The organism is Allobosea sp. NPDC055353, assembly GCF_053644975.1.
In genome coordinates this window covers 661970-681960 of record NZ_JBSHMC010000002.1, presented here as the reverse complement: position 1 = coordinate 681960, position 19991 = coordinate 661970, and the positions used below count along the sequence as shown (strand labels likewise).

17 protein-coding genes are annotated in these 19991 nt (G+C 68.5%); 10 read left to right on the top strand and 7 right to left on the bottom strand.

Annotation, left to right across the window (positions count from 1 at the left end; genetic code table 11):
* Positions 1 to 8: 8 nt before the first annotated feature.
* The 4 genes from ACWIEX_RS16625 to ACWIEX_RS16610 all read left to right on the top strand — a co-directional run bounded on the left by ACWIEX_RS16625 (position 9) and on the right by ACWIEX_RS16610 (position 4110).
* Positions 9 to 986, top strand: coding sequence for a hypothetical protein (locus tag ACWIEX_RS16625; RefSeq protein ID WP_454034107.1), 978 nt, complete (start codon positions 9 to 11; stop codon positions 984 to 986).
* 262 nt (positions 987 to 1248) lie between these two features.
* A complete protein-coding gene (gene otnI / locus ACWIEX_RS16620; RefSeq protein ID WP_454034106.1) occupies positions 1249 to 2028 on the top strand; it encodes a 2-oxo-tetronate isomerase in 780 nt (259 codons plus the stop codon).
* Positions 2028 to 3032 carry a glucokinase gene (locus tag ACWIEX_RS16615; RefSeq protein ID WP_454034105.1) on the top strand — a complete coding sequence of 335 codons (1005 nt, stop codon included), beginning with the start codon at positions 2028 to 2030 and terminating at the stop codon, positions 3030 to 3032. Before otnI ends, ACWIEX_RS16615 begins: the two co-directional genes overlap by 1 nt.
* Before the next feature lie 31 nt (positions 3033 to 3063).
* Positions 3064 to 4110: an acyltransferase family protein gene (locus tag ACWIEX_RS16610; protein ID WP_454034104.1), complete on the top strand. Its 1047-nt coding sequence runs from the start codon at positions 3064 to 3066 to the stop codon at positions 4108 to 4110.
* Between the two features lie 11 nt (positions 4111 to 4121).
* Here ACWIEX_RS16610 and ACWIEX_RS16605 read toward each other — a convergent pair whose 3' ends face one another.
* Positions 4122 to 4460 (bottom strand): hypothetical protein, encoded by a 339-nt coding sequence (locus ACWIEX_RS16605; protein ID WP_454034103.1) that lies wholly within the window; start codon positions 4458 to 4460, stop codon positions 4122 to 4124.
* 303 nt (positions 4461 to 4763) lie between these two features.
* Between ACWIEX_RS16605 and ACWIEX_RS16600 the strand changes: the two genes are divergently transcribed.
* Both ACWIEX_RS16600 and ACWIEX_RS16595 read left to right on the top strand, forming a co-directional pair.
* Entirely contained in the window at positions 4764 to 6572 is a 1809-nt protein-coding gene (locus ACWIEX_RS16600; RefSeq protein WP_454034805.1) for an ABC-F family ATP-binding cassette domain-containing protein, read from the top strand.
* Between the two features lie 103 nt (positions 6573 to 6675).
* Positions 6676 to 7422: an SDR family oxidoreductase gene (locus ACWIEX_RS16595; RefSeq protein ID WP_454034804.1), complete on the top strand. Its 747-nt coding sequence runs from the start codon at positions 6676 to 6678 to the stop codon at positions 7420 to 7422.
* Between the two features lie 144 nt (positions 7423 to 7566).
* On the opposite strand, the gene ACWIEX_RS16590 is transcribed toward ACWIEX_RS16595, so the two are convergent.
* Positions 7567 to 8457 (bottom strand): metallophosphoesterase family protein, encoded by an 891-nt coding sequence (locus ACWIEX_RS16590; protein WP_454034803.1) that lies wholly within the window; start codon positions 8455 to 8457, stop codon positions 7567 to 7569.
* A gap of 344 nt (positions 8458 to 8801) precedes the next feature.
* On the opposite strand from ACWIEX_RS16590, the gene ACWIEX_RS16585 reads away from it, so the two are divergent.
* Entirely contained in the window at positions 8802 to 9299 is a 498-nt protein-coding gene (locus ACWIEX_RS16585; protein ID WP_454034102.1) for an NUDIX domain-containing protein, read from the top strand.
* A gap of 18 nt (positions 9300 to 9317) precedes the next feature.
* Here ACWIEX_RS16585 and ACWIEX_RS16580 read toward each other — a convergent pair whose 3' ends face one another.
* Positions 9318 to 10856 (bottom strand): argininosuccinate lyase, encoded by a 1539-nt coding sequence (locus ACWIEX_RS16580; RefSeq protein WP_454034101.1) that lies wholly within the window; start codon positions 10854 to 10856, stop codon positions 9318 to 9320.
* 326 nt (positions 10857 to 11182) lie between these two features.
* On the opposite strand from ACWIEX_RS16580, the gene ACWIEX_RS16575 reads away from it, so the two are divergent.
* Complete coding sequence (locus ACWIEX_RS16575; protein WP_454034100.1) at positions 11183 to 11698, top strand: GNAT family N-acetyltransferase; 516 nt, start codon at positions 11183 to 11185, stop codon at positions 11696 to 11698.
* Here the strand turns inward: ACWIEX_RS16575 and ACWIEX_RS16570 are convergent.
* From ACWIEX_RS16570 to ACWIEX_RS16555, 4 genes are read right to left on the bottom strand one after another with little or no spacing between them, the layout of a single operon-like run.
* Positions 11682 to 13772, bottom strand: a complete 2091-nt coding sequence (locus ACWIEX_RS16570; RefSeq protein WP_454034099.1) for a hypothetical protein — start codon at positions 13770 to 13772, stop codon at positions 11682 to 11684. The two genes, ACWIEX_RS16575 and ACWIEX_RS16570, sit on opposite strands and share 17 nt — an antisense overlap.
* Before the next feature lie 2 nt (positions 13773 to 13774).
* A complete protein-coding gene (locus tag ACWIEX_RS16565; protein WP_454034098.1) occupies positions 13775 to 16600 on the bottom strand; it encodes a DUF4159 domain-containing protein in 2826 nt (941 codons plus the stop codon).
* 11 nt (positions 16601 to 16611) lie between these two features.
* Positions 16612 to 17529 (bottom strand): DUF58 domain-containing protein, encoded by a 918-nt coding sequence (locus ACWIEX_RS16560; RefSeq protein ID WP_454034097.1) that lies wholly within the window; start codon positions 17527 to 17529, stop codon positions 16612 to 16614.
* Between the two features lie 4 nt (positions 17530 to 17533).
* Positions 17534 to 18556: an AAA family ATPase gene (locus tag ACWIEX_RS16555; RefSeq protein WP_454034096.1), complete on the bottom strand. Its 1023-nt coding sequence runs from the start codon at positions 18554 to 18556 to the stop codon at positions 17534 to 17536.
* Between the two features lie 192 nt (positions 18557 to 18748).
* Here ACWIEX_RS16555 and ACWIEX_RS16550 point away from each other — a divergent pair, with 192 nt between their 5' ends.
* Both ACWIEX_RS16550 and ACWIEX_RS16545 read left to right on the top strand, forming a co-directional pair.
* Positions 18749 to 19330, top strand: coding sequence for a DUF1285 domain-containing protein (locus tag ACWIEX_RS16550; RefSeq protein WP_454034095.1), 582 nt, complete (start codon positions 18749 to 18751; stop codon positions 19328 to 19330).
* Entirely contained in the window at positions 19330 to 19989 is a 660-nt protein-coding gene (locus tag ACWIEX_RS16545; protein WP_454034094.1) for a CoA pyrophosphatase, read from the top strand. The genes ACWIEX_RS16550 and ACWIEX_RS16545 overlap by 1 nt, the downstream gene beginning before the upstream one ends.
* Positions 19990 to 19991: the final 2 nt, after the last annotated feature.

Genomic DNA, 19991 nt, shown 5'->3' with positions numbered 1-19991 from the left:
GGATCGCCATGACTCGTTTTCTTCGCCCGCTCGCCGTTTCGGTCGCTCTTCTCGCCTCGCTGACGGTCGCGCGGGCAGCGGGTGACGTCGCCGTCGAGGTGAAGAACGAATCCGAGCCGGTGCTCTGCGCCGAGAAGGACAACGTCACGATCAAGGTGGTCTCGCCCGAGGTCCGGCGCTTCCAGATCGAGGCGGCGCATCCGGCCTATGTCGCGGGGCTCGTGCGCGATAACTGGGATGCCGACTGGACGAATTGCGACATGAAGGGCGATCCGTCCTTCAAGTCGCCGACGCCGCCACGCCGTGTCACTTTCTGGGAATCGATCGACTACTGGCTGGTCGGCTACACCTTCCCGAGCTTCTGGCGCCCGGCGGAGACGACCTTCCGCGTCGGCGACCGCGTCGAGAAGGGCCTGCATCTCGTGCAGCTCTGGAAGCTCGGCAAGGACAAGTCCCATGAGGTGCTCGTGGTCTATCCGCAGGACGGCAACTGGCGCGCGCGGCCTCTGCCGCCGGAGCATCTTGGCTTTTCCTCCTACGGCTCCTCCTTCCTGTTTGGGCCGATCGAGCAGGAGGGGCGCCCCGTCGTGAACATCAAGGAGATCGCGTTCGATCCGAAGACGCTGACCTTCAAGCTCAACTTCAAGGACGGCTCCTCCGGCAGCCTCAAGCTCGACAGCGTCGACGAGAACCGGATGGTGCTGGACGCGGTGCTCGACCAGCCGGTGACCGGCGGCAAGGGCTTCCTGGCGCTGCGCTCGATGTATGTCACCGAGTTCAACAACGACGTCGCCCGCATCGCGTTGCGCGAGCCTGGCACCAAGGGCTGGCGCGAGGAGGCGCTGATGTCCTATCCGGGCGGCAAGGCGACCGATATCTGGATGGGGCGCACGACGCATTCGCGCCACAACACCTCCTCGCCCGACATGGTGTTCCGGCGTTTCTCCAGTGATCCGAACCCGCCGCCGAAGCCCGAGAAGAAGTGAGGCCTAAAGATCCTCTGCTTCAACGCGGACGTCATCCCGGACAAGCGGCGAAGCCGTGCCGATCCGGATCCATTCCTGAACCTTTATCGGCCGCGTTCCGGAATGGATCCCCGGTCTGCACTTCGCTTCGCCCGGGATGACCGGTTCTGGAGATCACGCTGTAGCGGAACGCATTCCCTCTTTGTCGCGTTTGGCCATGACGCGGCGGGCGCATCGGTCTAACCTGCGCCCACCGATCCGTGCCCAGCCTGCAGAGAGCCTCATGCCGCGTTTTGCCGCCAACCTGTCGATGATGTTCACCGAATGGGAGTTTCTCGATCGCTTCAAGGCGGCTGCCGAGGCAGGGTTCGAGGCGGTGGAATTCCTGTTCCCCTACGAGCATACGCCCGAGCAGGTCGGCCTGGCATTGGCAGGTGGAGAGCTGACGCAAGCGCTCTACAACCTGCCGCCCGGCGATTTCGGCAAGGGCGAGCGTGGTATCGCGGCACTGGCCGGGCGCGAGGACGAGTTCCGAGCTTCGGTCGAGACCGCGCTGTCTTATGCGCATGAGACCGGGGTCAAGCGCCTGCACATGATGGCGGGGCTCGCCGATCCCAACGATCCCGTCGCACAGAAGACCTATCGGGCTTCGCTCGCCTATGCCGCCGACAAGCTTGGCGAGCAGGGCATCGACCTTCTGCTGGAGCCGATCAACGGCAAGGATATGCCGGGCTACTTCCTCAGTGATTTCGACCAGGCGGCGGCCTATGTCCGCGAATCCGGCCGGCCGAATGTCCGGCTGCAATTCGATATGTACCATTGCGAACTGATCCACGGCGACGTCTCGGCAAAGCTCAAGGCGCTCTACCCGCTTGTCGGCCATGTCCAGATCGCCCGCGCCAATGGCCGCCACGAGCCCGATGCCTCGGGCCCGGATTATCCGACGCTGTTCGCCGGGCTCGACGGTCTCGGCTATGACGGCTTCGTCGGCTGCGAGTACCGGCCGGAAGCGGGCACGCTCGAAGGGCTCGGCTGGTTCGCGCCGTGGCGGAAGCCGCTCTGATGCGCCCGCCGTCGATTTCCTATCCGGTGCTGGTCGCCGATATCGGCGGCACCAACTGCCGATTGTCGCTGGTGACCGACGCGGATTGCGCGCACCGGCCGCTGGCGCGGATCGGCACGGGTAGCTATCCGACGGCGGAAGCGGCCTTTGCTGCCGTGCTCGCGGATCTCCCGGAGAAGCCGCGTTCGGCGGTGCTCGCCGTCGCCGGGCCGCTCGATGGCCGGCAGGCGCAATTGACCAATGCCGTCTGGCATCTCGACGGGCCGCGGATCGCGGGCGCTCTCGGCCTGACCCAGGGGCTGATGGTCAATGATTTCGAGGCGCTCTCGGCCTCGCTCGCGGTGCTGCGGCCGGGCGATCTCTCGACCCTGGTCGAGGGCGATCCCGAGCCGGAGGGCGTGAGACTGGTGCTGGGGCCGGGAACCGGGTTCGGGGCGGCGGCGCTCCTGATGCGGGGGGAGCGCGGCGTGCTGATCCCGACCGAATCCGGCCATATCGGCATCGGCCCCGAAGACCAGACCGAGCAGCGCATCTGGCCGGCGCTGAGCGACGGCATTCCGCGCCTGACCGTCGAGCATCTCCTGAGCGGCGACGGCCTCGTGCGCTTGCACAAGGCGGTGGCCCGGACCTCCGGCATGTTGGAGGCCGAGGTCAGTGCGGCCGATGTTTCCCGCCTCGCGCATGACGGCGATCCGGCGGCGCTGATGGCCGTTGTCTGCTTCTGGCGCCTGCTGGGGCGGGTCGCCGGCGATCTCGCGCTGGTCTTCAAGGCGACCGGCGGCGTCTTCATCGCCGGTGGCATCGCGCCGCATCTTATGCCGCTCGCGGACAAGACGGCGATTCGCACAGCCTTCGCCGGCAAGCCGCCGATGGAGGATCTGGCGGAGCGTTTCGCCCTGCATGTCATCACCGCGACCGATGCGGCCGAGCAGGGACTGGCGGCGATCGCCGCCAATCTCCATCGCTTCGGGCTCGACGATCCCAAGCGGCTGTGGTTTGGCTGAGCGGCCTTCTCACCACGTCGCATAGGTCCGCGTGCAGCCCATCCATTCGATCCAGGTCCTGCGCGCGCTCGCGGCCTTCATGGTCGCGATCCACCATGTCCAGCCGGATGCCGCCGTGGTCGCGGCCCGCGGGGGCCTGAGCTTCACGCGCAGCGATGTCCTGCCCTGGATGGCGGGCGTCGACATCTTCTTCGTCGTCTCCGGCTTCATCATGGTCCATGCCTCGCAGGACCTGTTCGGCCGGGACGGCGCCTCGCGCCTGTTCCTGAAGCGCCGGCTGGCGCGCATCGTGCCGCTCTACTGGGTGGTGACGACGCTGTTCCTGCTGGTCGGGCTCGCCGTTCCCGCTGTGCTCAATTCCGGCGTGCCGAGCCTTGGGCAGGTTCTCGGCTCCTACCTGTTCTGGCCGGTGGTCTCGACCCAAGGCTTCGTCCAGCCGGTCTATTCGCTGGGCTGGACGCTGAACTACGAGATGCTGTTCTACGCCCTGTTCGCCACCGGCCTGATGCTGCCGCGGCGCTGGACCTTGCCGGCCATCACGCTCGTGCTGGCGCTATTGGTCGGCGCCGAGACCCTGAACGGACCGCTATCGCTGCCCTTCGGCTTCTGGGGGCAGCCGATCGTGCTCGAATTCGCGGCGGGGATGGGGATTGCCGTTCTCAAGCAGAAGGGCTTGCGACTGCATGGGGCGCTGCGCATCGCTGTCGCGATGGCCGGTGCCGCACTATTGATCGCGGCTGCTCATTTGCCGGGCACGGATGGGCCGTGGAGCAGCGTATTGTGGCGTGGCGGGGCTGCCGTTCTGCTGATGCTCGCCGCCGGCTGCGGTCGCGAGGGCATCGTGCCGCTTCCGCCTGTGAAGGCGCTCGCCGCGGTCGGTGACGCCTCCTACGCGCTCTATCTCGTCCACCCCTTCGTGATCCGGGGGATGCGCGAGGCTGTGCTGAGGCTCGGTTTGCATTCACCGACGCTCTATATCGCGCTGGCGCTGGCCGGCTCAGTGATCGCAGCGCTCCTGCTCTACCGCTTCTTCGAGAAGCCGGCGACGCGACTGGCCCGGCGCTGGCTTGGAAGTTGAGGCAGGGAATCTCAGCTCAGCTTCATGCCCTTCAAGGACTGGCCGACCACGCCGCCATCCTTGCGGCGCTGGGCTCGCTTCGACTTGATCGTCGCGACATGCTCGGGCTGCGGGAAATAGCCGCGCTCCATGACCTCCAGCGAATATTCCTCATAGGTGAGGCCCAACGCCGAGGCCTTCTCCTCGCGCCTGAGCGCGATCTCGCGCGGCTTCTTCCAGGCCTTGCGATGGGCGAAGCGCCAGTCGAAATAGCGGCCGATCTGGCCGGAGCCGGTGGCAGCGCGGCGCTTGCGCTCCTTCAGCGGCGGGCCGCCATTATGGCCGATCCCGATCGGGCGTTCGCTGGGCATCGCTTTTGGACTCATCAGGCCTCAATCCCGATCACGATAAGGGGCGGAATGGAGCTGGCAAGGGCCGTGCCATGGCAGTGGTCGCGTGGCTTTGGGGACCCGCTTGTCATTCCGGGGGGCGCCGCAGGCGCGAACCCGGAAACCATGATTGGGTGAGACATTTTATGCGGCGTTGTAAGCCGCTCGTCCAGTCGTGGGTTCCGGGTTCTTCGCTGCGCGAAGCCCCGGAATGACGGAGGTGGGTTCTGTCAGACGTGACAGGGCGGCGGCGGCGGTCTATCCCGCAGGCCGAACACAGGACGGATCATGGCCCCCTTGCTGCATCTGCGCGACGTCGCGCTCACCTTCGGCGGACAACCCTTGCTCGAAGCCGCAGAGATCGCGGTTTCGGCCGGCGAGCGCGTCTGCCTGGTCGGCCGCAACGGCTCGGGCAAGTCGACGCTGCTGAAGATCGCCGCCGGAATCGTCGACCCGGATCATGCCGAGCGTTTCGTCCAGCCGGGCTCGACCATCCGCTATCTGCCGCAGGAGCCGGACTTCACCGGCTACAGGACCTCGCTCGCCTATGTCGAGGCGGGGCTCGGGCCGGGCGACGATGCCTATCGCGCGCAATACCTCATCACGGAACTCGGCCTGACCGGCGAGGAAGACCCCGCCACCATGTCCGGCGGCGAATCGCGCCGGACGGCGCTGGCACGGGTGCTGGCGCCGGAGCCCGATATCCTGCTGCTGGACGAGCCGACCAACCATCTCGACCTGCCGGTGATCGAATGGCTGGAGCAGGAGCTGAAATCGCTGCGCTCGGCCATGGTGCTGATCAGCCACGACCGGCGCTTCCTGACCTCGCTCTCGCGCGCGACGATCTGGCTTGATCGCGGCGTGACCAAGCGGGCGGAGCGGGGCTTCGGCGAGTTCGAGGCCTGGCGTGACGAGGTCCTGGCCCAGGAGGAACTCGACCGCCACAAGCTCGACCGCAAGATCGCGCGCGAGGAGGACTGGCTGCGCTACGGCGTCAGTGCAAGGCGCACGCGCAACCAGCGCCGTCTCGGCGAGCTCCATGCGCTGCGCGACCAGCGCCGCACAGCGCGGGCCGCGCAGGGCAATGTCCGGCTGGAGGCGAGCGAGGCGCAGACCTCCGGCAAGCTCGTGATCGAGGCGATCGACGTCGCCAAGGCCTATGGCGACAATGTCGTGATCAAGAACCTGTCCCTGCGCGTTGCGCGCGGCGACCGGATCGGCATCGTCGGGCCGAACGGCGCCGGCAAGACCACATTGATCAACCTGCTGACCGGGGTGCTGGCGCCCGATAGCGGCACGGTCAAGCTGGGCACGGCGCTGGAGATGGTGACGCTCGACCAGCGCCGCGAGAGCCTCGACCCGGCGACGCCGCTCGGCGATGCGCTGACCGGGGGCGGTTCCGATCAGGTCATGGTTGGCGGCCAGCCGCGCCACGTCGTCTCCTACATGAAGGACTTCCTGTTCCAGCCGATTCAGCGCGGCACGCCGGTCGGCGCGCTCTCGGGCGGAGAGCGGGGGCGCCTGATGCTGGCGCGGGCGCTGGCCAAGCCTTCGAACCTGCTGGTGCTGGACGAGCCGACCAACGATCTCGACCTCGAGACGCTCGACCTGCTGCAGGAACTGCTCGCCGACTATCAGGGCACGGTGCTGCTGGTCAGCCATGACCGCGACTTCATCGACCGGGTCGTCTCTTCCGTGCTGATCTCGGACGGCGACGGGGTCTGGACCGAATTCGCCGGCGGCTATTCCGACATGCTGGCGCAGCGCGGCCGCGGCGTCGGGGCCAAGGCGCGGCCGGCCGAGAAGGCGGCGCCTGCTGCCGCCAGGGCTGCGTCACCACCGGCCGCATCCGCCGCCAAGCGCAAGCTCTCCTTCAACGAGAAGCATGCGCTGGAGACGCTGCCGAAGAAGGTCGAGGCGCTGCAGGCGGAGGCCGCGAAGCTCAATGCCGCCGTAGCGGGCGATCTCTACACGCGTGATCCGAAGCTCTTCGCCAAGGCGACGGCGCGGCTCGAAGAGGTCGCGCGCGAGATCGGCGACGCCGAGGAGCGCTGGCTGGAGCTGGAGATGCTGCGCGAGGAGATCGGGGCGTAAGGCCCCGTCATCCGATTTCCGCACCCGCCTGCGCACGAAAGCGCATTTACCGGCGCACTCAATCGTTTCAAACATCGTGGCATCACGACCACAGGGAATGACCATGAGACTCAAGGGCAAGACGGCGCTGGTGACCGGCGCGGCGCAGGGGTTCGGCTTCGGCATCGCCGAGACCTTCGTGCGCGAGGGCGCGCGCGTCGCAGTGCTGGACATCAATGGCGACAAGGCCAAGGAGGCCGCCAGGGCGATCGGCCGTAAGGCCTTCGCCGTGACCTGCGATGTCGGCAAGGCGAAGAGCGTCGACAAGGCGGTCGAGAAGATCCTCGCCAAGGTCGGGCGGCTCGACATCGTCGTGAACAATGCCGGCACCACCCATCGCAACAAGCCGATGACCGAGGTGACCGAGGAAGAGTTCGACCGGATCTTCGCGGTGAACGTGAAATCGATCTACCTGATGGCGCGTGCGACCGTGCCGCATTTCCGGCAGCATGGCGGTGGCGTGATCCTGAACATCGGCTCGACGGCGGGCCTGCGTCCGCGCCCGGGCCTGACCTGGTACAACGGCTCGAAGGGCGCCGCGAACCTGATCTCGCAGTCGATGGCGGTCGAGTTGGCGCCGGACAAGATTCGCGTCAACGCGATCGCGCCCGTCGCAGGCGAGACGCCGTTGCTCGCCACCTTCATGGGCGAGGATACGCCGGAGCGCCGCGCGCAGTTCACGGCCTCGATCCCGTGGGGCCGGTTTTCGACGCCGCAGGACATTGCCAACGCGGCGCTGTTCCTGTGCTCGGACGAGGCCGACATGGTGACGGGTTCGGTGCTGGCGGTCGACGGCGGCCGCTGCGTCTGAGGCCGTGTCTTCCCGTGCGCGCTGCAGCACGCAGTGCCGCTGCGCAGACACGGGACCGTCCTCAGAAAGAGGCGCCTTCTCGTCGCGCGGTCCCGTGTCTGCGCCGCAGCGTTTCACGCTGCAGCGCGCACGGGATGACACCCTTCAGATCGCTTTTGTCAGAGCGATCTCCTGGCGGCGGATGACGGTGCCGTCCGGTTCGAAGCCGCGCTGTTCCAGCATGATCCGCGGCTCCCTGGCGTCGCCCTCGATGCGGAAGAGATGCCAGGTGCCGAGTTCGCCATGGCCGCGCGGGCCGATCGAGGCCGAGGGCACGCCGATGATCGGCACGTCGCGATCGGCGCCTGGCCGCCAGGCGAGCGAGAAGCTGTGATTGTGGCCGTGGAGGACGAGATCGGCGCCCTTGCGCTTCAGCATCGCCTCGAAGGCGGCGGCATCGACCAGCTCGCGGCCACGCTTGGCGCCACCGACATAGGGCGGGTGATGGATCAGCACGACGCGGATGAGGTCTTCGTCGCGGGCACGGTCCAGCAGCGCCGCGGTACGGGCGATCTGCTCGCTGCCGACACGGCCCGTCGCCATCAGGGGCAGGGTCGGAACACCGCTGTTGACGCCGATCAGGGCGACCGGTCCGCGCCGGCGATACCAGGGATAGCCGGCCTTGCCCTCGTCATCGGCGATCCAGGGCGCGAGCAGGCCGGCCAGGGGCTTCAGCGATGAGCGGGCATAGGCATCATGATTGCCGGGCACGAAGCTGACGGTCTGGCGCGGGCCGAGCGTATCGAGGAAGGCAATCGCGGTCTTGAATTCATCGGGCAGGCCGATATGGGCGACATCGCCGGTGCAGGCGACATGGTCGGGCTCATGCGCGTGGATATCGGCGACGATCCGCGCCAGGATATCCATGTCATGGGCATGCCGGCGCTTGCGACGCCAGTTAACATAACCGGTCGCGCGCTTGCCGAAGAGCTGATGCAGCGAAAACCCGGCGAGCGGGCCGAGATGCGGGTCGGACAGATGCGCGAGCTTGAACACGCTCAAGCGCTTGCCCCCGCAGGAGGCCATCAGTCAAGCGCGCCGACGGCGCGCCTGGACTGCGGAAGGGCCCGAAAGCCTCAGTTGGCGGCGCCGGTCAGTTCCGACACGATGCGGGAATCGGTCAGCGTGACGGCGGGCTTCCAGACATAGGCCGGCTTAGCCTTGAGGCGGGCGATGATGAAAGAGAGAAGCATGATCTCGGGGTCCTGATGTTGCAGTGCGATATCCGCCTCATTTGGGGCGCGTTTGTGGCGGAACAACCGAGCTGGTTGACGGTCCGTCATGCAGTTTTTGCATAGACAATTAACTCAGCCTTGAGAATCGGTCGGATGCAATCAGAGATGCCCCAGCCCACCGCCGATCCGGACAGGCCGCGCACACTCGCGCAGCGCCTGCTAACCCGCCTGCTGCATGTCTATTTCCGTTTCGCGCGGGGCATGACCTTCGGCGTGCGCGGCGTCGTGCTGAATGATCGCGGCGAGGTCTTCCTGATCCGCCATACCTATGTGCCCGGCTGGCATTTCCCGGGCGGCGGCGTCGAGGTCGGCGAGACGGCGGAATTGTCGCTGGAGCGCGAATTGTCGGAAGAAGCAGGCATCGCCCCGACCGAGCGGCCCGTCCTGCACGGGTTGTTCTTCAACCGCAGGATCTCGCGGCGCGACCATGTCGCTGTCTATGTACTCTGCAGGTTCCGGATCGAGCGCGTCAAGCAGCCTGATCGCGAGATCGCGGAAGCCGGTTTCTTCCCGCTGGACCGGCTGCCGAACGGTACGACGCCGGCAACGCGGCGGCGGCTGGCGGAGATCATGTCAGGCCAGCCGCCAGCGATCGAATGGTGAGCCTGGCTGCCCGGCCGTTCAGTTCGCGCTTTTCGCCAGCGTGCCGAAATCGGCGTCGAGCTTAGCCAGGCCCGCTGCGATCTTCGCGCGCCGATCCTTGACCCAGGTATCCTGTCTGTCGATGCGTTGCTTCGCCTCGGCGAGCATCCGGTCCATCTCGGCCGGCTGCGGGCCGCCCGATGTGGCTCGGTTCCTGATGATCGCGACGGGATCGAGCGTCGCGCGGAACTCGGCCTCGCTCATCGGCAATTCGGCTGCGGCGAGCCCCATCTCGGTCGCCGCCTTGCGGTAGATCGCCTGCGCCTGGGCATAGGGGAACTCGGTCGGTTTGATGTTGTTGAGCTTGGCGTAGTCCACGACCTCCGATGCGAAATGATGTCCGGCGCGGAAGGGCAGCTTGTATTTCCGCATCAGCACATCGGCGAGTTCCTGGGAGGCGGTCCAGTCGCTGTTGAGCTCTTCGAGCGCGCGTTCCGGGTCGATGGCGAGCGCCTTCAGGATGCGGTCGAGCCCTTGCAGGGCCTTGGTCGCGCTGTCGGTCATGGCGCTGTTGACCTTGGCGCCCTTGGCGTCGGGCATGCCGGGCGGGATGTTATGAGCCCTGAAGACCGGCCCCATCGCCAATGACAGAGCGGTCGAAGCGTCCTCGCGCGTGCCGTTCAGCAGGCCCGGATTGCGCTTCTGCGGCATGGCGCTGGAGACATAGGTGTTGCCGCCGCCCGTCGTGCCGCCGCCCTCGCGCAGCAGGATCCAGGGCCGCGGTTGGGCGTATTGCGTCATCACGTCCTCGATGAAGCCGCCGACATGCAGCGCAATGCCGGTGACGATGCTGCCAACCTCCACGGGCAGGTCGGCAGCCGCGATCTGCGAGGCGTCATAGGCGTTCTCGACAAGGCCGGCGAAGCCGAGATAATCCGCCATACGCTGGCGATCGAGCGGCCAGCTCGTGCCGTTGAGCACGGTCGTACCCATCGGCGAAAGGTCGACGCGGGCATAGGTCTCGCGGATGCGCTGCGCGTCGCGGTCGAGGCCGGCGGCGAGGCCCAGAAGATAATGGCCATAGCTGTTGGGCTGGGCGGCGACGCCGTTGGTGTAGTTGGGCACGACGGTGTCGCGATGCGTCGCTGCGAGATCAACCATGGTCCGTGTCGCCCGGTTGAGCTGGTCGGCCAGTATCAAGAGCCGATCGCGCATGATCGCGGCTCGGTAGGTCGCATGCATGTCCTGACTGGAACGCCCGGCATGGATCAGCGTGACCTCGACCCCGGCTTCCTTGATCATCAAGGGCTCGAAGGTGATGACGGTCGACGGGCGTCTGGCGCCGGGCTGGCCGCCGGCTTCGATGACTTTGGCGATGCCTTTCGCCAGCTTCGGCGCCAGCGACCGATCGAGCAGGCCCTGCTCCGAATTGATGACCGTGCTCGCCTTGTTGATCTCGCCGAGCCAGAAGAACTCGTCCCGGACGGGTTCTTTCGGTGGCGCCGTCTGCTGGGCCTGAGCGGGCAGGCAGATCGTGGTCAGAAGGAGGGCGGCGGCGAGCGGTTTCAATCCGGGCATCGATTCCTCCGTTCCGAAAGGCGATACGCTCTCGGCTTCTGTGGCTTGTTCCCCCACGTGAAACGGGAGTTGAGACCAAAGCGGCGAAGCCGGCAAGCCATCGCAGGACAGGTGGAACGCGGGGCCGTCTGGCCGCGCATCGGATTCTGCGAAAAAAGTAGATTCCCCTTTTCGGCGCGATGCTGTAGAGGCGCTTTCATGATGATCCGGCTGAGCCTGCGAGACCTGCGACGACCGGCGCGCTGAATGCGCCCTTCCGGTCATGCGCCCGCACGCGCCTGCCCTTAGCTCAGCCGATCCGCCTCCCGCGCTACACGTCGATCATCATGACATCCCTGCCGCTGACCATCCGCCACGAACTTCCCGTGGACGCCGCCGCGATCGAGCGCCTGCATGAGCGCGCCTTCGGCCCCGGCCGTTTCGCCCGCACCGCCTTTCGCCTGCGCGAGGGCGTGCCGCCCGAGCCGGCCCTGTCCTTCGCCAGCCATGTCGGCACCTTCCTCGTCGGTTCGGTGAAGGTGACCGCGGTCCTGGCCGGCGGCCACAAGGCGCTGATGCTCGGGCCGCTGACCGTCGATCCCGCCTTCGAAGGCCGGGGAATCGGCGCAGCCTTGATGAGCCGTTCGATCGAGGCCGCGCGCGAGGCCGGTCACGACCTGATCCTGCTGATCGGGGACGCGCCCTATTACGCCCGTTTCGGCTTCAAGGTCCTGCCGCCCGGCCAGTTCGTACTGCCGGGACCGGCCGATCCGGCGCGCTTCCTGGCGCTGGAGCTGGTCGAGGGCGTGCTGAAGCAGCGCAGCGGGGCAGTGGCCTCGATGCGCTTCAGCTCTGACGCCTGAGGCGCCTGCCGCTCTCGCCGAGCCAGCCGGCGACAAGTGCGCCGAACAGCACGGCCAGGCCGAGCAATCCGATGAAGAGCGGCGAGATGCGCACGCCGCGGACGATGCCGGAATCGCTGATCCGGAGGCCGATCCAGTCGTTGCCGGCGAACTGGCTGCCGGAGCGCACCGGCACGATGCGCGGCACATTGACGGCCGCGCCGCTCTCGCGGCCGATGCGGCGCGAGGAGCCGCCGGTCGCCTGCGCCAGTTGCTGGAGTGCGGCGGGGTCGCTGACCACCTCCATCAATTCGCGCGGGTTCTCGGGGCCGACGCTGGCGAAGGCGGTGAGGTTGTCTGCCGTCAATCTGTAGAGCCCGAGCTCGCTGGTCGGGATGCGGGCGGTGAACAGGCCGGGGCGGCCGGGCTCCAGCGTGACCGTGCGCGACTGGCCGTCCGGGCCAGTGATCGTGACGGGCGAGGGGGTGTCGCGCAGCGTCTGGCGCTCGACCTCGACGGTGGCGCCGCGCACTGTCGCGCGCAAGGCCTCCTCCTCCAGCTCCGGCTCCTTCATCAGCCAGTGGCTGAGGCGGCGCAGCAGGTCGAGATAGGGGCCGCCGTCGCGGAAGCCCCGCGCCCAGAGCCAGGCATGGTCGGAGAGGAAGAGCGCGACGCGGCCCTTCTGCTCGCGTGCCAGCATCAAGAGCGGCCGCTCGCCCGGGCCGGTCATGACGGGGGCGGTGCCGGCCCGTGCCTGGGCGCCGACCATGCGCAGCCATTCGCCCCAGCGCGGCGGCGAGACCTCGGACCCCGGCAGGTCTCGCGTCACGGGGTGGCGCTTGCCGGGTTCGCTGACCTCTGCACGATAGGCCTCGTCGATGACGCTGCCGTCGGGCAGGGCTGGCAGGATCTGGCCGAGCGGCGTGCGCGCCAGCGTCTGCGAACCGGCATATTCGGGGCCTGCCGCGACGAGCAGCGCGCCACCGTCGCGGACATAGCGCACGATGTTCTCGAAATAGAGCAGCGGCAGGATCGACTGGTTGGCGTAGCGGTCGAAGATGATCAGGTCGAATTCCTTGATCTTGACCTGGAACAGCTCGCGCGTCGGGAAGGCGATCAGCGAGAGCTCGTTGATCGGCGTGCCGTCCTGCTTCTCCGGCGGGCGCAGGATGGTGAAATGGACGAGGTCGACATTGGCGTCGGCCTTGAGGAGGTTGCGCCAGGTGCGCTCACCCGGATGCGGCTCGCCCGAGACCAGCAGCACGCGCAGCTTGTCCCTGACGCCTTCGATGGTGATGACGGCGCGGTTGTTCGCCAGCGTCAGCTCGTTATCGATGGCTTGAGCCTCGATCTCGACGACGTTCGGCCCGCCGCGATCGATGCGGACGGGGACCTGCACGGTCTGACCGGTCGCGACCTCGCGGCGGGCGATGATCTCGCCGTCGCGGCGGATGGTGAGGCCGGCGCGGCCGGGGCCACCCTTGTCGACGACGCGCAGCCGGATGATCTGGTCCTTGCCGACGATGCCGAAGCGCGGCGAATCGACCAGCACGATGCGGCGGTCGATCTCGGCATTGCGGCCGGTGGTCAGGACATGCAGCGGCGCGCGCAGGCCGAGCACCTCGGCATTGGGCGGGGCATCGTGGGCGAGGCCGTCGGTGATCGCGATCGCACCGGCGACGCGCTCAGAGGGCACATCGGCGAGGCTCGACGACAGCGCCTCGAACAGGCGGGTGCCGTCATTCGTGCCTTGCGCGTCGCGCAGCTCGACGATCCGCGGCTCGACATTGGGAACGCCGCGCAACTGGCGCTCAATCTCGGCGACGGCGGCATCGGTCTGGGCCGTGCGGTCCGCGAGACGGTTGGAGGCGGAACGGTCGACCACGACGGCGACGACGTCCTTGACCGGCTCGCGATCCTCGAAGACCAGCGAGGGGTCGGCCAGCGCCGCCGTTAGCACGATGAGCGCGAGCGCGCGCAGGATCGCACTGCGGCCGGCCAGCACGATGGCTGCGCCGGCGGCCAAAGCCGCGAGTACGGCGAGGCCGATCAGGAGCGGCAGGGGCACCATCGGGGCGAGGGAGACGCTCCACATAGCTATTGCCCCAGCCTTTCCAGCAGGGCCGGGACATGGACCTGGTCGGCCTTGTAGTTGCCGGTGAGCGCGTACATCACGAGGTTGATGCCGCCGCGCAGTGCCATCTCGCGCTGGCGCGGGTCACCGCCGGAGAGCGGCACCAGCCCTTCGCCGCGTCGGTCGATCGCCCAGGCGGCGGCGAGGTCGTTGGCGGTGATGACGATCGGCGAGACGTTGTCGCCGGCGCGCGCCGGACGGCGCCCGTCGCTATCGGCGGGCGGCAGGGTCTCGACCCAGGTCGTGCCGGTGTCGTAGCGGCCGACGAGCTCGTCGAGGATGTAGAAGGTCTTGGTCAGGACGTGGTCGCGCGGCAGCGGCTCCAGCTCGGGGATGTCGAGCGTCTGCAGCATGCGCTTGAGCTGGTCGCCCTCCGGCGTGGTGCCGCCGCCGGGGCGGGCGCTCATGGCATCGCGGGTGTCGAAGATCACGAGGCCGCCGCCCTTCATATAGGCTTCGAGCTTGCGCAAGGTCTCGGCCGTGGGGAGCGGGCGGCCGGCAACGATCGGCCAGTACAGCACCGGGAAAAAGGCGAGTTCGTCGCGCTCGACGCTGACGCCGACGGGATCGCCCGGCTCCAGCGCCGTACGGGCGCCGAGCACGGTGTTGAGACCGGTGAGACCGGCCTTCGACATGTCGTCGACGGCCTGGTCGCCGGTGACGACATAGGCGAGCCGCGTCTGTGCGCCATTGGCAAGCAGGGCACGCGGGATCGGCGGGCGGGTATCGGCCTGCGCATTCGGTGCGGGTTGCTGGGCTCGTGCGGGATCGGGCGGAAGCGCGAAGGAGGCCGCGAGTGCGATCAGGATCGCGGCGGGCGCGGCGGCCCTGCGCAGGCGCGCGACGTTGAGACGGCCGCCGAGCCAGAGCGTCGCCAGCGTGTCGATGACGAGCAGCAGCAGCGCGAGAACCAGCATCGGCGGGCGGATGTCGCGCGCGACCGGCTCGTCGATCGGCAGCACGGCGACGCCGAGGCTGGCGAGGTCCAGCGCCGCGAGCGTGTCGGTCGGCGTCAGCGCATTGACCGCGAGCGAGCCGTCGGTCGGGCCGTAGAGGCCGGGCGGATGCGCGAGCGTGGCGCGGCCAGCATAGTTGCGCGCCACCGGCTGGGCGGTCGCCGGTGCCGCGCGGAACTGGCCGATGCCGTCGAGCACGCGGGTCGGGGACAGGGTCTCGACCTTGGTCTCGTCGCCTTGCGTTTCGACGGTGGGGCCGTTGCCGGCGAGGGTGACGATCTTGCGGAGCATGTCGACGAAGAGCCCCGAGAGCGGAAGGTTCGACCAGGTGGTGTCGGCGGTGACATGGACCATGGCGATGAGACCGTCGCCGCGCCGCTCGGCGGTGACGACCGGCGTGCCGTCCTCGAGCGCGGCCCAGGTCTTGCGCGACAGGTTCGGTTCCGGCTCGGCCAGGATCTGGCGGTTGACGCGGATGTCGTCACTGATCGTCAGGCCGAAGAAGGGGCTTTCGCGGGTGAAGGGCGCGAGCTTGCGTGGGCTTTCCCAGGACAGGCCGCCGCCGAGCGTGCGTCCGCCGCGGCGCAGCCGCACCGGCGTCAGCTCGTCGGACGCCGCCGCGAGGCGGGCACCGGCGAAGCGCAGCAGCACGCCGCCGCGCTCGACGAAGCTCGTCACCTTCTCCGCCGTTTCGCGATCGAGCGCGCCGATATCGGCGAGGACCAGCACCGAGAGATTCTGCGCCAGCATTTCGCCGATCGGATCGGTCGAGCCCTGCCGCGGCTCGCGGATCTCGGCGAAGGGCTGGAGCGCGCGGGAGAGATAATAGGTCGGCGACAGCAGCGGCTGGGCGGTGTCGGCGGTGGCGCCGGAGACGAGGCCGATGCGGCGGCGCTTGGCCCGGTCGTCGAGCAGCGCCACGGCGCCGGCGCTGCGCTCGCCGATGATCTCCAGCCGGGAGACGGCGTTGCGCACCTCGATCGGCAGGGTGAGCCGGGCGGTCGTCTCCAGATTGCTGCCCTCGAAGATGAAGGGGGCGTTGCCGAGCGGCAGGCCCTTGAGGTCGAGCGCGCGGACCTGGCCCGTCGCAGGCGCGCTGGCGACGGGGCGCAGCACCTTGACGGTCAGGGCACCCGCGAGGTTCTCGGGGGCGGCGAGGGCGAGCTGCGCGGGCGGAGCGGCGTGAATCGCGAGGCGGCGCGCTTCGGCATCCTGCTTCAGCCGTGCGAGGAAGTTGCCGTTGTCGGAGACGCCAAGTCCATCCGCGACCCAGACGATCTCGGCGGTAGGTGAGCTCTGCAGGAAGGCCTCGATGCGCGGGAGATATGCGGCGCGGTCCGGGGCATGCGGCTGGAGCGGGAGCGCACGCAGGCGATCGAGCGCGATACGCGGCTCGGCCAATGCGATGGCGGCAGGCGCTTCGGCGAGGCCAACGACGGCGACCGGGCGGCCTTCGCGCGTCGCGGCGGCGATGCGCGATTCGGCGACCGAGACACGCTCGGGCCAGTCGGTGGCGGCGCCGAAGCCATTGTCGATCAGGAGCAGGACGGGGCCGCGCGAGGGTGCGGCATCGCGTACGGGATTCCAGACAGGGCCGGCGACGGCGAGGATCGCGAGCGCGGCCACCGCCATGCGCAAGGCGAGCAGCCACCAGGGCGTATGGGCCGGCGTCTCACGCTTGGCGATCAGGTCCGCCATGATCTTCAGCGGCGGGAAATCGATGCGGCGCGGGCGCGGCGGCGTGACGCGCAGGATCAGCCAGAGCGCCGGCAGCAAAGCGAGCGCCGCGAGAGCGAGCGGGGCGGAGAAGCTGAAGGGCAGGGCGCTGAGCATCGGCGTTCCCCTCAGAAGCCCGAAGCGCTGCGCGAGGCGGCAATGAGGCTCGCGATGCGCAGCACCGCTTCGCTGGCCGGACGGTCGGTGCGATGCAGCGTCAGGGTCCAGCCGGCCTTGCGGCAGGCCTCGGTGATGGCCTCGCGATGGGCGGCGAGACGCTGGCGGTACTCATCGCCCCAGGCCCCGGCGTCGCCGACGCGCAGGGTCAGCCCGTCCTCCAGGTCGAAGAGTTCGGCCTGGCCGCTGAAGGGGAAAGTCTCCTCGATCGGATCGGCGATCAGCAGGACATGGCCGCGCGCGCCCGATGACGCCAGCGTGGCGATCCGCTGGGCCAGCGCCGAGGCGGGCGAGAGCCCGTCGGTGATGATGATCGCGTCGGCCAGCCGGGGCAGGGGGGCTTCCGGCGGCAGGTCGGACGGGGCGTTGCGCTCGTCTGCGACGATCGCCTGCGCCAGCAGCTCGACGATGCGACGGGAGGCCAGCGCCCGCGTCAATCCGATATGACCGACGCGCTCGCCGCCTTCGACCATGGTTTCGGCCAGCGCGAAGCCTGCGACCAGCGCGCGGTCGAGCTTCGAGGCCATGGCGAGCGAGGAGGCGAAGCCCATCGAGGGCGAGCGGTCGATCCAGAGCCAGATCGAGTGCGAGGCTTCCCATTCGCGCTCGCGGACGAAGAGATGGCCGTCACGGGCGGAGCGGCGCCAGTCGATGCGAGAGGCCGATTCGCCAGCGACCAGCGGGCGGTACTGCCAGAAGGTCTCGCCCGGACCGGCGCGGCGCCGGCCATGGATGCCGTGGATGCTGGCCGAGACGCGGCGCGCCTCCAGGATCAGGCGCGGCAGGCGCGCGGCGAGGTCGAGCGCATCCGTGAGGACCGGCCGCGACGGCCGCCTTTCGCTCGGACCCAGGACGCGCGTGCGCAGCATCGGCCTATCCCAGCCGTTCCACGAGCTTGCCGATCAGGCCCTCGACGGTCTCGCCATCGGCGCGGGCGGCGAAGGTGAGCGCAACGCGGTGCTTCAGCACGGGAATGGCGAGCGCCGCGACATCGTCGACCGAAGGCGCGAGCCGGCCCTCGACGAGGGCGCGGGCACGTACAGCCAGCGTCAGCGACTGGCTGGCGCGGGGGCCGGGGCCCCATGAGAGCTTGTCGGTGACCGAGGCCTCGCCCTCGCCGGGGCGGGCGGAGCGGACGAGGTCGAGGATGGCATCGACGACCGCATCGCCGACCGGCAGGCGGCGGACGAGGCGCTGGATCGAGATCAGCGTCTCCGAGGTCATCGCTTCGGAGGGCTTGTATTCGGCGGCGCCGGTGGTCTCCAGCAGGATGCGCCGCTCGGCCTCGCGGTCGGGGTAGCCGACATCGATCTCGAGCAGGAAGCGGTCGAGCTGGGCTTCGGGCAAGGGATAGGTGCCCTCCTGCTCGATCGGGTTCTGCGTCGCCAGCACATGGAAGGGCGCCGGCAGGTCATAGCGCTCGCCGGCGACCGTGACATGGTGCTCCTGCATCGCCTGGAGCAGGGCGGACTGGGTGCGCGGCGAGGCACGGTTGATCTCGTCCGCCATCAGGAGCTGGGCGAAGACCGGCCCCTTGATGAAGCGGAAATGGCGCTTGCCGTCGCTCGATTCGTCGAGAACCTCGGAGCCGAGGATGTCTGACGGCATCAGGTCCGGCGTGAACTGGACGCGGCGGGCGGCGAGGCCGAGCACGGTGCCCATCGCCTCGACGAGCTTGGTCTTGGCGAGGCCGGGAACGCCGACGAGCAGGCCGTGGCCGCCGGACAACAGCGTCACCAGCGAGAGATCGACGACCTTCTGCTGGCCGAAGATGACCTGGCCGATCTCCTTGCGCGCCGCGCCGATGGCGCCGAGTGCCGCTTCCGCCGCCTCGACGATGCCTGTGTCGAGGTCGATCGGCGAGGTGCTCTCGTTTGCCCGGGCTTGCGCCGCCATGTCGGTCTCCTTCACCTTCGTCGCCAGGGCGCAGGCGCCCGGCGTCATCATCCAGGGAGTGTGGACGGGCCATCCTGCCGGCTCAAGCGCCGAATGGAACGGTACACATCATCCGGCTTCACGATTATGTGGAGTTCAAGGCGGAAACGCGATGCAGCCACGATGCCGCAGCCGGGGAGCAGAGAGATCGAGATGACGGGACCGGGCCAGGCGATGGAGCGGTTGATGGCTTCGCTCGGTGGTGGCAAGGCGCGCGGCCTGCCGCCGGTGGAGCGCTGGGACCCGCCTTTCTGCGGCGATCTCGACATGCGCATCGCAGCCGACGGCACCTGGTTCTACATGGGCACGCCGATCGGCCGGCCGGCGCTGGTGAAGCTGTTCTCCTCGGTGTTGAAGCGCGAGGGCGACGATTACTTTCTCGTGACCCCGGTCGAGAAGGTCGGGATCGCCGTCGATGACGCGCCGTTCCAGGCTGTCGAGATGCAGGTCGATGGCGCGGGCGATGGCCGGACGATCGCGTTCCGCACGCAGGTCGACGATCTCGTCGGCGTCGGGCCGGACCACGCCTTGCGTTTCGCGCGGGCTGCGCAGGACGGGTTGACGCCCTATCTCCATATCCGGCGCGGCCTCTGGGCCCGGCTGACGCGGGCGCTGACCTATGACCTGCTGGCGCTCGGCGAGATCAGGGAGGCGGAGGGCACGGCGATGTTCGGGGTTGCGGCCGCAGGACAGTTCTATCCGGCTGTGCCGGCGAGCGAGATCGAGGGCATCTAGTGCTGAAGACAATCGAGTCTGCCCTCAACCTCAGCGCCGAGGGCTTCGCGGCCTTGGCGCGTGAACGGCTGCGGGCCGAGCCGCCGGCGCTGGGCGACGTGATCAGCCGCCCGCGCGGCGACCATGAGAATCAATCTTCGCCGGTGCCGGTCCCCGACGAGAAGCGGGCCGTGCCGGCAGCCGTGCTGATCGGCATCGTGCCGCGCCCCGAGGGGCCGACCGTGCTGCTGACGCAGCGCGCCGCGAGCTTGCGCAACCATTCGGCGCAGGTCGCCTTTCCCGGCGGGCGGGTCGATGCCGTCGATGGCTCGCCGGTCGTCACGGCCTTGCGCGAGACCGAGGAGGAGATCGGCCTGCCGCGCTCGCATATCCGCACGCTCGGCTTCCTCGATGCCTATCTGACCGGCACCGGTTACCGGATCGTGCCGGTGGTCGCGCTGGTCGAGCCGCCCTTCGCGCTGACGATCAACCATAACGAGGTCGACGAGGCTTTCGAGACGCCACTCTCCTTCCTGCTCGACCCTGCCAATCACAAGCGCGAAGGCCGGGAGTGGAAGGGGCATTTCCGCACCTACTATGCGATGCCGTTCGAGGGTCGCTATATCTGGGGGGCGACCGCCGGCATGATCCGCAACCTCTACGAGCGGCTGGCCGGATAAGA

Coding starts and splice junctions, on each gene's coding strand:
- ACWIEX_RS16625 (WP_454034107.1), top strand. CDS start 9: ATGACTCGTTTTCTTCGCCCGCTCGCCGTTTCGGTCGCTCTTCTCGCC.
- otnI (WP_454034106.1), top strand. CDS start 1,249: ATGCCGCGTTTTGCCGCCAACCTGTCGATGATGTTCACCGAATGGGAG.
- ACWIEX_RS16615 (WP_454034105.1), top strand. CDS start 2,028: ATGCGCCCGCCGTCGATTTCCTATCCGGTGCTGGTCGCCGATATCGGC.
- ACWIEX_RS16605 (WP_454034103.1), bottom strand. CDS start 4,460: ATGCCCAGCGAACGCCCGATCGGGATCGGCCATAATGGCGGCCCGCCG.
- ACWIEX_RS16595 (WP_454034804.1), top strand. CDS start 6,676: ATGAGACTCAAGGGCAAGACGGCGCTGGTGACCGGCGCGGCGCAGGGG.
- ACWIEX_RS16585 (WP_454034102.1), top strand. CDS start 8,802: ATGCCCCAGCCCACCGCCGATCCGGACAGGCCGCGCACACTCGCGCAG.
- ACWIEX_RS16580 (WP_454034101.1), bottom strand. CDS start 10,856: ATGCCCGGATTGAAACCGCTCGCCGCCGCCCTCCTTCTGACCACGATC.
- ACWIEX_RS16575 (WP_454034100.1), top strand. CDS start 11,183: ATGACATCCCTGCCGCTGACCATCCGCCACGAACTTCCCGTGGACGCC.
- ACWIEX_RS16570 (WP_454034099.1), bottom strand. CDS start 13,772: ATGTGGAGCGTCTCCCTCGCCCCGATGGTGCCCCTGCCGCTCCTGATC.
- ACWIEX_RS16565 (WP_454034098.1), bottom strand. CDS start 16,600: ATGCTCAGCGCCCTGCCCTTCAGCTTCTCCGCCCCGCTCGCTCTCGCG.
- ACWIEX_RS16560 (WP_454034097.1), bottom strand. CDS start 17,529: ATGCTGCGCACGCGCGTCCTGGGTCCGAGCGAAAGGCGGCCGTCGCGG.
- ACWIEX_RS16555 (WP_454034096.1), bottom strand. CDS start 18,556: ATGGCGGCGCAAGCCCGGGCAAACGAGAGCACCTCGCCGATCGACCTC.
- ACWIEX_RS16550 (WP_454034095.1), top strand. CDS start 18,749: ATGACGGGACCGGGCCAGGCGATGGAGCGGTTGATGGCTTCGCTCGGT.